Here is a 13,998-nt window from a genome sequence, read left to right as displayed (position 1 = left end):
CCGTGAAGTACAGCATCCGTCTGACGATTGCTCATTACTACGACCTTCCGGCTGCAAACAGCCGTCATCTGATCCGTGTATTACCACGAACTCTGCTGGGGCGGCAAAAACTGACAACCCATCTGCTAGAGGTTTTCCCAGAGCCTGAATCAAAGGCTGAGGGGTTGGATTTTTTCGGCAACACAACACATTCTTGCGCGCACCGAGATCAACATAAAGAAATGTCGATCCGCCTTTCCTGCCACGTCGAAATGGACGCCCCATCGCTTTGGCAGGATCTTTCTCCGAGCATTCAACGCCTGCGGTCTGACCACGATACCCTAACCGATCTTGGTCCAACGTCGCCGCTTCATTTCCTTGGACCAAGCCCCCGTCTGCCACCGAACTCCGCAATCCGAGATTTTGCGAAAGACCTTTACCGGCCGGAAGCAAGTGCCGTTGAAACCGTGATCCAAATTGGCAAAGCGCTACACGATACCATGACCTTTGATGCAACTGCGACAACTGTGGATACGGACGCAGCGGACGCGTTCCGGCTCCAGCGCGGGGTTTGTCAGGATTTCACCCATATCATGATCCTTGCCCTCCAGTCGCTGGGCATTCCGTCCGGGTATGTGAGCGGGTATCTACGCACTTTGCCCCCACCCGGTAGCGTCAAGCTTGAGGGGGTCGATGCAATGCACGCTTGGGTGCGCGCATGGTGCGGGCATCTACAGGGTTGGATCGAGTACGATCCAACCAATGCCACGCTTGTCGGCACCGACCACGTCGTCGCGGGTTATGGTCGCGATTATTCCGATGTTGCGCCGGTGCGCGGCCACCTCAGGTCGTCGGGCGGTCAGAAAAACACGCAGGCCGTGGATGTCGCAATAGCGGGCTAAAGACGCGACCCTATTTGCGCTGGTAGCTCGGCAAATGCATCAAGGCATTGCGCAGCGCATCGCCCCAATTTGTGCTAATCGATTGGTAATAAGGGTCGTCGATTGTCACACGCGGCTGGGTATCAAGCGCAAAGCTATCCTTGCCGTAGAACTGCATGTCCAAAGGCAATCCAACTGACAGGTTCGCTTTGATGGTTGAATCAAACGACACCATCAGCAGCTTGATCGCGTCTTCGAAAGACATGTCTGGATCATAGGCGCGGACAAGGATTGGTTTGCCGTATTTCGTTTCACCGATCTGAAAAAACGGGGCATCCTCGGTCACTTCGATAAAGTTACCTTCGGGGTAGACAAGAAACAGCGTTGGCATCCCGCCTTTGATCTGACCGCCCACGATCACGGACGCCTTGAAGGCGGACGTTGCGGACTGACCGTCTCCGCCTCCACCTTGAATCACTTGCTTCAGAGTCGCACCTACAAAACGCGCAACCTCGAACATTGTGGGCAATTCCAGAATCGTCGGCTTGCGTTCAGCTGGGATTTTCGAACGTTCCTCAAGAATGCTGATGAGGGCTTGGGTCGTGGCAAGATTGCCCGCGGTCATGATGGTGATTGCGCGATCGCCAGGCACGTCCCAAGAGAACATCTTTTTCGTCGTCGAGAAGTTGTCCACCCCGGCATTGGTGCGGGTGTCGGACATGAAAACCAGACCACGGTTCAAGTAGAGGCCGACGCAATAAGTCATTTCTGATCCAAGAAAATACGCAGGCTCATCAGGCTGCGCGTAAGCTCTAGTCTCGAAACAAAGACGATACAACAATGGTGCCGCGCTTTTCGGCGCGGCCTGTTGCAATGTGACGTGACGGACAACAAAATCGCGCGTTAGGTCGACACGCGTTCCACCTGAACGCTTTGCTCTTGCAGGTTCAGCGCACCATAAGACGTCAGGAATGACGCGTCCGCTGCGTCCCGGCCCACACACACCCGCACGATGTCCGACGGCGTTGCCATACCGGTCGGATCGACAAGGTGCCAATCGCCGTCAAGAAACACCTCGACCACGGCGTGAAAATCCTGTGGCCTAACGCCCGGCGCGTAGGCGCTGACGAAACGTGCGGGAATGCCCATGGCGCGCACAAGTGCAATCAGAACATGCGCGTAGTCCCGACACACCCCGCGCAAGGACGAGAAACTGTCGGTCGCAGTGGTGCCAGGATTGCTCGTGAAAATGTCGTAGGTAAAGTTTGACGTGACCCAATCGCTCATCGACCGCACCAACGCACCGCCCGATAAGCCAGGAAATTGGGACGCTGTAAAATCCAGAAACAGGTCAGATTGACAGTAGCGCGACGTCATAAGGTACTGCAAAACCGAGCTGGGAAGCTGGTATCGCGGTGTTTCCTCTAGCTCGTCCAGATTAGCCGCGACTCTGCGCACGTCCACCTGCGCTTCAAAAATGCAATCCAACCGGTTGCTCACCGTAATCCATCTGCGCACGCCTATCGAATCCTCACCCTCGACCAGCCTCAAGGTGGAACCCGACAAGAGCAACAGACGCGGGTTGTCACAGCGCTGTCCCCCATCTGTCGTTGGCTCCAACTGAAGCAACGCATCGCACTCTTGAGGCGCGGTATAAACAAGACAAGCTTTCACGTTGAGCAACACCGCATACACTCCGAGTCAATAAAATGAGAAAGAGAGGGGATATATCGCAGTCTATATCTCAGGTGTCGACACAATTGCCGACAGCACCGTGTTTTGCTCCAAAACCTGTCGCTGAGAGTCTTGTGGCCGAGGGAAATCTAGCGGGAAACTCTATCCATAAACGAGGACGTTTTCAGGAGACACAGCACGCATTGCTGCTGTTGGTGATTAGAAAGACCGCCAACCCTTTGTCGAGCGGTTACCGCGAATGAGTAGCCCCCTGAAAGTGGTCCACCAACTGGGATAGATTGTCCCGTAAATTGGAAGATCGGCGATGGCTGGAAAACGAGAGAAGCCCGAAGAGATCGTATCGAAGCTGCGGCAGGTTGAAGTTCTGCAAGGCCAAGGGGCCACGGTCGCGGAGGCGGTGCGTCAGATCGGCGTGACACAGCAGACGTTTTGTCGATGGCGCAAGCTTTATGGCGGGATGCAGCGGTCGCAACTCGCTCGGCTGAAAGAGCTTGAGAAAGAGAACCAAAGGCTGCGGCGCGCCGTATCAGACCTGACGTTGGACAAGCTCATTCTGACCGAGGCTGCAAAGGGAAACTTCATTCGACCATTGTCGTCGGACCAATGGCGGACAATGGTCTCATCCTTCGCGTCGCCGAAAATGCATCGACCATGTGCGGCAGGAACTGGGCATATCAGAGCTTCGTGCCTGCGGCGCACTTGGCAAGCACCGATCCACGCGGCGTAAGGTGCCGCAGGGCCGGGCCGACTAACAGCGTTTTACCGACGACATCATCGAGCTGGCCGATCAGTACGGGCGCTACGGGTATCGGATGGTGACCGACCTGCTCAACAACGCGGGCTGGTGTGTTAACCACAAACGGGTCGAGCGCATCTGGCGACGCGAAGGGCTGAAGGTCCCGCAAAAGCAACGAAAGACGGGACGGCTCTGGCTGAACGATGGCTCTTGCGTGCGCCTCAGGCCCGAGCGCCCCAACCATGTCTGGTCCTACGACTTCGTCGAGGATCGAACCGCTGACGGGCGGGTCTATCGGACACTGAACATCATTGACGAATACACTAGGGAGGCGCTCATGATACGCGTCGATCGGCGTTGTTGCGGAACTCCAACCGTTGAGGATTCACATAATGAATCCATGCGGTTAGACGGGGCGCATGAGCAAGCCATCACCCGCCCGCTATCGCACCACGAACTGGTCCAGCTACACGGCGTCGCAACGCAAGCGCGGGTCGCTGCTGATCTGGCTGGACAAGGACATGACCTGGCTTTCGCCGCATGACGGCAGCCCCGGTCGTCCGGCGGTGTTCTCGGATGCGGCGATCCAGTTCTGCCTGACCATCAAGGTCTTCTTCAAGCTTCCGCTTCGACAAACGACCGGCATGTTGGCCAGCTTGCTGAAGATATCGGGTCTGGGCTGGGCGGTTCCCGACTACACCACTTTGCGCCGACGCCAATGGCGCAAAGTCCATCTGGCCATGGACACCACCACCTCGGACATCCGGGCAGTCGAGTTCACCCCCAGCAGCGATGGCGACAGCCCGGTCTTGCCAGACCTGCTCGACCAGATTCCCGAGGGCGAGAAGATCGGCACGGTGACCGCCGACGGCGCCTATGACACGCGCCGCTGCCACACTGCCATCATCGACCGGCAGGCCACCGCGATCATCCCGATCCGCAAGAACGGTCGTCCGTGGAAGGAGGATTGCACGGCCGCAATCGCCCGGAACGAAACCCTGCGCGCTACACGGCACTACGGCCGGGCGTTCTGGAAGCGATGTACAGGATACCATCTCCGAAGCCAGATCGAGGCCAAGATGCGATGCTTCAAAGCCTTCGGTGAACGCATCGCCGCCAGAGACCCCGACCGCCAGACCGCCGAAATCCACATCCGCATCGCCCTCATCAACCGCTTCAATGCGCTTGGCAATGCTGAGATCGTCCGCGTGGCATGACGCTCACGGGGAAAGGGGCCATCCTGCCTCAGGCGTGAGTGACGCAACAATGGCGATTGCATGATTGCAGTGACTCAATCAATCTAAGGCAAAGCAAAAAATTCTAATTATGGCCAACCGAATCTTGGTTTGCGATCCAGTCGCTGAGGGTCGCTGAAAGTCCTGTGTTTGGCTTTGGAGCAGGCCGGGCGAAACCGCCTTGGGACGCTCCTTGAGGGAATAGCCAGACTTGCGCAACGGCCTGAACTGCGGCGGCTTGAACCGGATCGATCAGAATACGGGGAATTTCTCCTTTGATGTCCTTGGCAAGCCCCGCGATGGGTACGCCCCCAAGGATGAGCACATCAGCCTCGAGGGCCGCGCGCAGGCATGTCTCAATCAGAGGCTGCCTCAAGTCCTGAGCCACGTACGAAATTGCTGAAATAGGCTCGTTTGGCGTGCTCGTTCCACCAAAGCGATGCTCCATACCTGCAATACGAACCTGCTCTTCAAACCACGGCACAAGATGCTTGCTGAAGGTGACGAAGGCAAACCGCGAGTTATTGTCAAATCTGGTGCCCAAGCGATCATCATGCGGCGGTTAGCTGCTGGTTTATTGGCTTGATGCCGTTGACGAAATCGACGCCCTGGATGACGTCGGCGAGATGAACGAAGCCGCGCAGCTTGCGCCAGCTTTGCTCAGCGCATTGTCCGAGTTTGAACATCATGTGAAGCATGCCGTCCCGGCTGAGACAGCCTTTGGTGCGCTTGGTCCGGTGCCGGATCGTGGCGAACGCGCTTTCGATCGGGTTTGACGTCCGGATGCTCTGCCAATGCTGGGCTGGGAAGTCGTAGAATGTCAGCAGTTCATCCCGATCCTTGATCAGGCATTCGGTCGCCTTCGGATATTTCGCCTCGAAGGTTTCGATGAACAGATCGAACGCAGCATGGGCATCCTCGCGGGTCTCGGCCTGCCAGATGTCGTGAAGCATCTTCTTAGCCTTGGGCTGGGTGCGCTTGGGGAGGTAATTGAGCACATTGCCCGTTTTATGCATCCAGCAGCGCTGTTGGCGCGTGGTTGGAAGAACCTCTTCCAATGCCGCCCAGAACCCCATGGCCCCGTCACCGGTGGCCAGCTTCGGAGCAGCGAGCCCACGGGCTTTGAGGCCGAGAAGCACCTCGCGCCAGCTTTGCGTGCTTTCCCGGACGCCATCTTCAATGGCCAGAAAGTGCTTCTCGCCACGGGCGTTGACCCCGATCACAACGAGCACGCAGAGCCGATCATCAGTGTCACGGAGCCCGCTGTAGATGCCGTCCGCCCAGATATAGACCCACTCGTCACGGCTCAGATCGGCCTTGCGCCAATCATTGTATTCCGCCGCCCACTGGCCTTTCAAACGTGAAATTGTCTTGGCAGAGAAACCGGTTGCCTCCGGGCCCAAGAGCATCTTCAGAGCCGCGCCCATTTCGCCTGTCGAGATACCCTTGAGATAGAGCCAGGGCAGCGCGGCTTCGATAGTTTTGGCCTTTCGGACGTAGGGCGGCACAAGCGCCGAGCGGAATGTCACGGGCTTGCCGTCCTTCGCCCGTACCTTCGGCACTTTCACCGTGACCGGTCCGATCCCGGTCTGCACCGCGCGCTCTGGATGATATCCGCTGCGAACAACCGCAGCACGGCCTTCTGCTGTCCGGCGTTCAGCAAACGCGGCGAGAAAGGCGTCTCTCTCAGCTTCAACAGCGGCCTGAAGCAATTCCCGGGCTCCTTTTCGCAGAAGGTCTGTCAGCGGGTCCGTGATGGCGTCTCGACCCGCAAAATCGATGATGGTAGCGTCGTCCATGATGGTGGTGCTCCTTTGGATGGTGGCTTGTGTCGCAACAACAAACCAACCAGATGCACCGCCGTCATTCAAACCGCCCAGACACCAGATTCAGCCATAACTCGCAAACCGCTGGTCCAGAGACAGTGCCATGAACATGGACTCCTCGGTCGTGCCTGTGATCGGCAGGTCAAAGAGTTCACGCGCTGCCAGAAAGCCGGGATTGCCAAATGCGGAAATGATTGCCGTATAACAATCCATCCGCTTCTCGGCCAAAATTTCCAGAACATGCCTGCCAGCGATCTTCGTCTCTGCGCGAGACGAAATATAAGGACAGCCATGACGGGCCGTATCTGGCAGGAGCGTGACGTTCGCAGGCAACAAGGCCAATGCGGAGGCTGCAAGCCACTCGGTCAGCGACCCGGTCGTGTTGGGATGATTATCAAAAGGCGCATCAGTAGCCCATTCGTTCCGGCAACCATGTGACGACACTGGGAAATACCATGCAAAGAAACAAGATAGCATACATCGCCACGATAAACGGCCAGCTTTCACGGACCAGCTCGCCCATTTTCACCCCGGTGATGCCACAGACGACGAACAGGACCACGCCCACAGGCGGCGTTAGCATGCCGATCACGAGGTTGAGCACGAAGAGAAAGCCAAAATGCAGCGGATCAATCCCGTATTGCATCGCAATCGGGTGAAACAGCGGCACCAGCATGATGTAGGCGGCGTTAGGTTCAAGGAACATGCCGACAATCAGGAGCATTACTGCAATCAAGCAGAGAAAGGCGAACGGATTGTCCGTAATCCCCTGAAGCAGCCCCGCCAGCTTGAACGGCAGCATATCGATGGTGAAAAGGAACGTGACCGTTGAGGCGAAGGCGATCATCGCACCGACCAACGCAGAGGTTTTTGCCGCAGTCAGAAGAACGTCAGGCAGATCGCTGAGTTTCAACTGGCGCGTTACGAAGAAACCGAGAAACAATGCGTAGCACACGCCAATGGCCGCACCTTCGGTCGGGGTGAAAGCTCCAGCGACGATCCCACCGATCACGATGACGGGCATTAGGAAAACCAAAAACGACCGGCGCAGTTCTCGCAGGATATTGCTCAAGGTGATGGGGTTGCCGGAGAGGGGATAATCCCGCTTCCAAGCTATCAACCAACACAAACCCATAAAAGTTACAAACAAGATAAGTCCCGGGACGACACCTGCCATGAATAGCCCGCCAACCGACACACTGGACCCCGCCATGAAAGCATACACGATCATCGCCCCCGAGGGCGGGATGATCGGCCCGAGGTTTGCCGCCGCCGCAACAATACCCGATGAGAACCCGAGACCATATTGCTTTCTGAGGGACGGCACCAGTGTAGAGGACAACGCTGAGGCATCTGCGACAGCCGCCCCAGACACAGATGCAAGGCCCGCGCCCGATATGATGGCAACCTGCGCAAGGCCTCCGCGCACACGCCCGATGAAGGCATTGGCGAAGTCAATCAGCCGGTCCATGATCCCGCCCTTCAGCATCAATTCGCCAGCGACCATGAACAAAGGAATGGACATCAGCGGAAACGAGTTCACAGCATTCATCAACCGCGGCGGCAGGATCAGCAGGTCAAACCCGGCCATCCAAAGTCCCGCCAGCGCCGAAACGCCCAGCGAAAATGCCAGTGGCATTCCCAAAAATGCCAGCAAGAGGAATGCGCAGATGACGAAAAGGCTCATGCCGGAAGCTCCGGTGAATTGGGATCGGGTGGAAACAGGGCCATCTGCGTCAAGTGTAGGGCGGCATGCAGTGACCCTAAGATGACTGGAAAGAAAAAGACGCTGGATGTTACGTTGATTGCGCCCAACCGCTCGGACCACGTGGCCAATGCCACGATGATCGAGGTCCAGAAGACCAGCATCATCATCAAAGCCGCCAATCCGTTTGTCACGCGGGCCAGAAGGCTGCGCAGCCGTTGCGGGAAGCGCTTGACCAACAGTTCAATCGCAACGTGGGTACCGTCACGGATGCCCAAGGGGATTGCGATAAAAATCGTCCAGACAAATGCGATGCGCGATACTTCGTCTGCCCAGTCGAATGATCCGTTGAACACGTAGCGCATGACCACTTGCGCCGACACAACGATGACCATCGCCGCCGCACCAACGATCACGAGGTAACGCGCGCCGGTATCGGCGCGCGTCAGTGTCGAGGTCAGGATACGATCCAGTATCAAGGGATCACATGCCAAGCTTGTCTGTTTCCGCGTCCAGCAGTTCGACCAGACCTGCGTCAAGACGCGCCTTGGTCTCAGCAGCAACACCGGCGGTGTTCTCGCGCAGGGCAGCAGCCAGTTCTGGCGACACTTCCGTGTAGGTCATGCCCTTTTCTGTAAGCATCCCAAGACCCGCAGCGTCCTGTTCGGCCGCCAGTTCGCGCTGATAAGCGACCGCGGTGTTCATGGCTTCGACAACCATGGCTTGGGTGTCAGCATCAAGGCCATCGAACCATTCTTTGTTGCCGACAACCGAGATGAAATCGAAGAAATGACCGGTGTTGGACACGTATTCCTGCACCTCAGCATAGCCCGCAACGTTGATAATCGCAAAAGGGTTCTCTTGGCCGTCAATGACATTCTGCTCGAGTGCCGAATATAATTCCTTGACGTCCATGGCGACGGGATTGGCACCAAGCGCGCGGAAGGTCGCCAAATGCGTTTCGTTCGGCTGAAGGCGGATCTTGAGCCCGGCGATGTCCTCGACCGTTTCGATCGGACGGACGTTGTTGGTGAGCTGGCGGAACCCAAGTTCCATGTAACCCATCGACGTCAGACCCTCAGTCGCAAGCTTATCATCCAGCGCCACGCCGACGGGCCCGTCCACAATGGCAAATGCGGTTTCGCGATCCGGAAACTGGAACGGCAAACCGATGACTTGCAATTCGGGTACGGTCCGAGTGAGATAGGCTGTGCCGACCCACATCAGTTCGATCGCCCCGATCTTGACGGCCTGGACGTTTTCAGCGGCGCCACCAAGTTGCTGGGCAGGGAAAATATTGACATCGATAGCACCGTTAGAGAGGCGCTCGAGTTCTTCTTCGAACTTGACCATCGCCAGCGATGAGGAATGTTCGGTGGCGAAGTTGCCCGCGACGCGGATAACCTCTTGTGCCTGTGCAGAGGCGGCAATCAGCGCGAAGGCAGAGGTGGTTAGAAGTGTATTGAATAGCGTCATGGCAGTTGCTCCATTGGTTCGTTTGAGGAAAGCGTGGGGATATCAGCGTGGAGTGCATTAGGCCCGAAAGCCTTGGCAGTTCTGGCACAGATCACCGACGCGATCTCGGCCAGCGTTGTAATGTGTTCTTCGGTTTCAGTCGCGGTGAGGCGTCGTTCAAATGTCTTGAAAAGCATGTTGAGGTCTGCGACCCGATGCAGAGCGATGATGAACGGATAGCCAAAGCGCGTCTGATAGGCTGCATTGAGACAGGTCAAACGGGTCATGTCTTCATGGGCCAAATTCAAAAGTCCGAGGCGACCCTGCTCGCTTTGCGATGCGGGGGTCATGATCCCCTCTACGGCCTCGTTTCCAGCAAGCTCCGGATGGACTTTAAACATCGCAGTGCGGCGTGCCGGGCTCGCCTGGAGGATTGTTTCGACGAGCGCACCGGCCAGAGCAGCGTGGGTTTTGAAAGGTCGTAAATCAACCGTAGCAGCACAGACCCAGTCCGACAATTCCACCAAGGGTGTCATCATCGCGATCGCTGCGTTGCGCGGAGCAGAGTTGAGGATGTCGAGGGCGGTGTTCATCGATTTCGAATCTCGATTATTGATCGGTTAACATAGCGTAGCTATCTTCTTGCATTGCAATCCATGACATTATCGGCAATCAATCGTTCGAAAAATTAGGTTTTCGTCCATGTCCCTTCATCTGACGCCTCGCGCCCTGCAATATATTGAAGCGGTCGCTGATCATGGTTCGATCCAGTCCGCATCCCGAGCGATCGGGATCGCCGCCTCTGCGATTGATCGGCAAATCAAGCTTTTGGAGGACAGGTTGGGCGTCCTGCTGTTTGACCGGATGACCACAGGCATGTCGATCACGCCTGCGGGCGAAATGTTTGTGGTTCTGGCCCGGCGCTGGAACGCAGACGAGAACCAAATTTTGTCCGATATTAAGCAGATGCAGGGTGTCGATCTGGGCCATATCCGTATTCTCGCCATGGACAGCTTGGTCAATGGTCTTGTGCCGCGTTTCCTGGCACGGATGGCCGCGGACTATCCCCGCGTGCGGATCGACGTCGACGTGGCCACACCCGATGATGCTGTCAGTGCTTTGGAAAACGGGAGTTGTGACATTGCGCTCGCGTTTAATCTTCGACCACAGCGCGATTTACATGTCGTGTGGTCCGCCGATCTGCCGCTATTTTGTGTTGCCGGACCTGATCATGCCTTGGCTGATGGCTCTAAGGTGACGTTGAATGATGTGCGCAATCACGCCATCGTGGTTCAAAGTCGGGCCTTGCCGATCCGGCGTATTCTCGAAGCGCGACATTCATGGATGTTTTCAGACGGTCCGCCACCTGTCGTGACCAACTCGTTGCAATTGCTCAAGCATTTGGTGGTCGAAGGAAACCACATCGCGTTGACGTCTGAAATGGACGCAGCACCCGAGCTGTTGGATGGCCGTTTGGTCGGGATTTCCGTATCGGGGATAAATATACCCGCACAAAGTATCAGTGTCGCAGTCAACTCTCGGCGCGTTCTGCCACGGATTACAATGATGGTAGGTGATATTCTAGCGGATGAAGCACAAACATTGCTTACTGCTGTTCGAGAGAAGGTTTGATAGCCAGAAAATGAACATGTCGCAATGGAATAGCCCCCTGAAAGTGGTCGACCAACTGGGATAGATTTGTCCCTCAATTGGAGGATCAGCGATGGCTGGAAAACGAGATAAACCCGAAGAGATTGTATCGAAGCTTCGGCAGGTTGAAGTTCTGCAAGGACAAGGCGCGACGATAGCTGAGGCTGTGCGCCAGATCGGCGTGACGCAGCAGACGTACTAGTGATGGCGGAAGCTCTATGGTGGGATGCAGCGACCTCAACTCGCTCGTCTGAAGGAGCTGGAGAAGGAGAACCAGCGATTGCGGCGAGCGGTCTCCGATCTCACGCTGGACAAGCTGATCCTGACCGAGGCAGCAAAGGGAAACTTCATTCGACCATTGTCCTCGGACCAATGGTGGACAATGGTCTCATCCTTCACGTCGCCGCACATGCATCGACCATGTACGGCAGGAACTTGGTGGAAACGGCGGTGCAAAATTAGGCCATGGTAGCGGCGGGATAGTCTCGCTGCGGGCGGAGTAAAATCCTGCCACTTTTCCCTTCTTGCATCGGCAGGGAGGGCGGGGAGATCTATACCGTGGAACTTTACAAGAAGGTTCGCTTGGCGTGTTCCGAGGGCATGAGCGCGCGGGCGGCGGCGAAGCATTTCAACATTTCGCGTGGGACGGTTGATAAGATGTTGGCCTTTTCGGTGCCGCCTGGCTACCGGCGGGACAAGCCGATCAGGCGGCCGAAGCTGGACGGGTTCACCGAGTTCATTGACGCCTGGCTTGAAGCCGACAAGGTCGTGCATCGCAAGCAGCGTCATACGGCCAAGCGGATATGGGAACGGCTTCAGGCCGAGCACGGCTTCACCGGAGGCTATACGATCGTCAAGGATTACGTGCGTGATCGCGAGCGGCGGACCCGGGAGATGTTTGTGCCGCTGGCTCATCCGCCGGGCCATGCTCAGGCCGATTTTGGCGAAGCGGTTGTCGTCATCGGCGGTGTCGAGCAGAAGGCGCACTTCTTCGTCATGGACCTGCCGCACAGCGATGCCTATTTCGTCCGGGCCTATCCAGCGGCGACGGCGGAGGCCTGGATAGACGGCCATGTCCGCGCGTTTGACTTCTTCGGCGGGGTGCCGCAGTCGGTGCTCTACGACAACGACCGCTGCCTGGTGTCGAAGATCCAACCGGACGGCACGCGCATCCGCGCCGCGCTGTTCAGCGGCTTGCAGTCGCATTACCTGTTTCGGGATCGCTATGGTCGGCCCGGGAAGGGGAACGACAAGGGCGCTGTCGAGGGGATGGTCGGCTACGCCCGCCGCAACCACATGGTGCCGATCCCCCACTTTGCCAGTTGGGACGATTTCAACGCAGACCTTGAAGGGCAGTGCCGCGCACGCCTGACGCGCATTCTTCGGGGTCACAAGGAGACGATCGGTGAGAGGTTGCAGCGCGATCTGGTCGCGATGCGCCCCCTGCCTGCCGCCCCGTTCGACGCCTGCGACCAAGCGGGCGGCAGGGTCAGCTCGCAGTCTCTCGTGCGCTATGACACCAACGATTACTCGGTCCCGGTCGCCTATGGCCACCAGGATGTCTGGATCCGCGGCTATGTCGATGAGGTCGTGATCGGCTGTCGCGGGGAGGTGATCGCCCGACACCCGCGCTGTTACGATCGCGAGGACATGATCTTTGATCCGGTTCACTACCTCCCGCTGATCGAGCGCAAGATCAATGCCTTGGACCAGGCCGCACCCTTGGCGGAATGGGACCTGCCCGAAGAGTTCCAGACTTTGCGCCGCCTGATGGAGGCGCGCATGCTCAAGATGGGGCGCCGCGAGTATGTGCAGGTGCTGCGTCTGCTCGAGACCTTCGAGATGGATGACCTGCATGCCGCCGTGAAGAAGGCCCTGAAGCTGGGCGCGGTCGGCTTCGACGCCGTGAAGCACCTCGTGCTTTGTCAGGTGGAGAAGCGCCCCCCGAGGCTTGATCTCGATGTCTACCCCTACTTGCCGCGGGCGAATGTCGAGACGACGCGGGCGGCCAGCTACATGGCCTTGATGTCGGAGGCGGCGGAATGACCGAGGCCCCGAAGATCCTGCTTGCCCACCATCTGAAGACGCTGAAGCTGCCCACATTCTTGCGGGAGCACGAGAAGGTTGCGCGTCAATGCGCCGCCGAAGGACTGGACCATGTCCAGTTCCTGTCGCGCCTCGTGGAACTGGAACTCATTGACCGCGAGCGGCGGATGGTCGAGCGCCGCATCAAGGCCGCGAAGTTCCCGGCCACCAAAAGCCTCGACAGCTTCGACTTCAAGGCGATCCCGAAGCTGAACAAGATGCAGGTGCTGGAACTGGGGCGTTGCGAATGGATCGACCGGCGTGAGAACGTGATCGCCCTCGGGCCCAGCGGAACCGGCAAAACCCACATTGCACTGGGCTTGGGACTGGCAGCCTGCCAGAAGGGCATGTCTGTCAGCTTCACCACCGCCGCCGCGCTGGTCAACGAGCTGATGGAGGCGCGAGACGAACGTCGGCTGCTGCGCGTCCAGAAGCAGATGGCTGCCGTGAAGCTGCTGATCATCGACGAGCTCGGATTCGTGCCCCTGTCCAAGACCGGCGCCGAGCTGCTTTTTGAGATGATCTCCCAGCGCTACGAGCGCGGCGCCACGCTGATCACCAGCAATCTGCCCTTCGATGAATGGACCGAGACCTTCGGCACCGAGCGGCTGACCGGCGCGCTCCTCGACCGGTTGACCCACCACGTCAACATCCTCGAGATGAACGGCGAAAGCTATCGCCTCGCGCAAAGCCGCGCACGCAAGCCCGGCGAAAACATCAACTGATCCAAAGCCCAGACTTGGACCTGACG

Annotated in this window: 14 protein-coding genes and 2 pseudogenes; 7 read left to right on the top strand and 9 right to left on the bottom strand. The window is 57.7% G+C overall.

Going from position 1 to position 13,998, the window contains the following annotated elements:
- The first annotated feature begins 2 nt into the window (after positions 1-2).
- Positions 3-881 (top strand): transglutaminase family protein, encoded by an 879-nt coding sequence (locus tag ACK3EW_RS02695; RefSeq protein WP_493808340.1) that lies wholly within the window; start codon positions 3-5, stop codon positions 879-881.
- A 10-nt stretch (positions 882-891) separates the two neighbouring features.
- Here ACK3EW_RS02695 and ACK3EW_RS02690 read toward each other — a convergent pair whose 3' ends face one another.
- Together ACK3EW_RS02690 and ACK3EW_RS02685 are read right to left on the bottom strand one after the other, a co-directional pair.
- The gene (locus tag ACK3EW_RS02690) at positions 892-1,626 is read right to left on the bottom strand and encodes a proteasome-type protease (RefSeq protein WP_493808339.1); all 735 of its coding nucleotides are present in this window, start codon (positions 1,624-1,626) and stop codon (positions 892-894) included.
- A gap of 137 nt (positions 1,627-1,763) precedes the next feature.
- Positions 1,764-2,378: a transglutaminase-like domain-containing protein gene (locus ACK3EW_RS02685; protein ID WP_493808338.1), complete on the bottom strand. Its 615-nt coding sequence runs from the start codon at positions 2,376-2,378 to the stop codon at positions 1,764-1,766.
- A 481-nt stretch (positions 2,379-2,859) separates the two neighbouring features.
- Here ACK3EW_RS02685 and ACK3EW_RS02680 point away from each other — a divergent pair.
- Together ACK3EW_RS02680 and ACK3EW_RS02675 are read left to right on the top strand one after the other, a co-directional pair.
- Positions 2,860-3,649: pseudogene (locus tag ACK3EW_RS02680) on the top strand (IS3 family transposase); the annotation flags it as partial.
- 61 nt (positions 3,650-3,710) lie between these two features.
- A complete protein-coding gene (locus ACK3EW_RS02675) occupies positions 3,711-4,508 on the top strand; it encodes an IS5 family transposase (protein ID WP_493808337.1) in 798 nt (265 codons plus the stop codon).
- A 103-nt stretch (positions 4,509-4,611) separates the two neighbouring features.
- Here ACK3EW_RS02675 and ACK3EW_RS02670 read toward each other — a convergent pair whose 3' ends face one another.
- From ACK3EW_RS02670 to uraD, 7 genes are all read right to left on the bottom strand, one after another.
- A complete protein-coding gene (locus tag ACK3EW_RS02670) occupies positions 4,612-5,070 on the bottom strand; it encodes an aspartate/glutamate racemase family protein (RefSeq protein ID WP_493808336.1) in 459 nt (152 codons plus the stop codon).
- 7 nt (positions 5,071-5,077) lie between these two features.
- Positions 5,078-6,325: an IS256 family transposase gene (locus ACK3EW_RS02665; RefSeq protein ID WP_493807118.1), complete on the bottom strand. Its 1,248-nt coding sequence runs from the start codon at positions 6,323-6,325 to the stop codon at positions 5,078-5,080.
- 90 nt (positions 6,326-6,415) lie between these two features.
- Positions 6,416-6,829 (bottom strand): aspartate/glutamate racemase family protein, encoded by a 414-nt coding sequence (locus ACK3EW_RS02660; RefSeq protein ID WP_493808335.1) that lies wholly within the window; start codon positions 6,827-6,829, stop codon positions 6,416-6,418.
- The gene (locus tag ACK3EW_RS02655; RefSeq protein ID WP_493808334.1) at positions 6,759-8,039 is read right to left on the bottom strand and encodes a TRAP transporter large permease; all 1,281 of its coding nucleotides are present in this window, start codon (positions 8,037-8,039) and stop codon (positions 6,759-6,761) included. Before ACK3EW_RS02655 ends, ACK3EW_RS02660 begins: the two co-directional genes overlap by 71 nt.
- On the bottom strand, positions 8,036-8,551 hold the full coding sequence (locus tag ACK3EW_RS02650; RefSeq protein WP_493808333.1) for a TRAP transporter small permease: 516 nt from the start codon (positions 8,549-8,551) through the stop codon (positions 8,036-8,038). The genes ACK3EW_RS02655 and ACK3EW_RS02650 overlap by 4 nt, the downstream gene beginning before the upstream one ends.
- A complete protein-coding gene (locus ACK3EW_RS02645; RefSeq protein WP_493808332.1) occupies positions 8,541-9,533 on the bottom strand; it encodes a TRAP transporter substrate-binding protein in 993 nt (330 codons plus the stop codon). The genes ACK3EW_RS02650 and ACK3EW_RS02645 overlap by 11 nt, the downstream gene beginning before the upstream one ends.
- Positions 9,530-10,105, bottom strand: coding sequence for a 2-oxo-4-hydroxy-4-carboxy-5-ureidoimidazoline decarboxylase (gene uraD, locus ACK3EW_RS02640; protein ID WP_493808331.1), 576 nt, complete (start codon positions 10,103-10,105; stop codon positions 9,530-9,532). The genes ACK3EW_RS02645 and uraD overlap by 4 nt, the downstream gene beginning before the upstream one ends.
- A gap of 109 nt (positions 10,106-10,214) precedes the next feature.
- Here uraD and ACK3EW_RS02635 point away from each other — a divergent pair, with 109 nt between their 5' ends.
- The 4 genes and pseudogenes from ACK3EW_RS02635 to istB all read left to right on the top strand — a co-directional run bounded on the left by ACK3EW_RS02635 (position 10,215) and on the right by istB (position 13,972).
- Complete coding sequence (locus tag ACK3EW_RS02635; protein ID WP_493808330.1) at positions 10,215-11,144, top strand: LysR family transcriptional regulator; 930 nt, start codon at positions 10,215-10,217, stop codon at positions 11,142-11,144.
- A 91-nt stretch (positions 11,145-11,235) separates the two neighbouring features.
- Positions 11,236-11,599: pseudogene (locus tag ACK3EW_RS02630) on the top strand (transposase); the annotation flags it as partial.
- Between the two features lie 112 nt (positions 11,600-11,711).
- On the top strand, positions 11,712-13,208 hold the full coding sequence (gene istA / locus ACK3EW_RS02625) for an IS21 family transposase (protein WP_493809682.1): 1,497 nt from the start codon (positions 11,712-11,714) through the stop codon (positions 13,206-13,208).
- Complete coding sequence (gene istB, locus ACK3EW_RS02620; RefSeq protein ID WP_493806540.1) at positions 13,205-13,972, top strand: IS21-like element helper ATPase IstB; 768 nt, start codon at positions 13,205-13,207, stop codon at positions 13,970-13,972. Before istA ends, istB begins: the two co-directional genes overlap by 4 nt.
- Positions 13,973-13,998 lie beyond the last annotated feature (26 nt).

This window comes from Marivita sp. NO-S04 (genome assembly GCF_059070475.1).
This window is presented reverse-complemented; position numbering and strand designations above follow the sequence as displayed.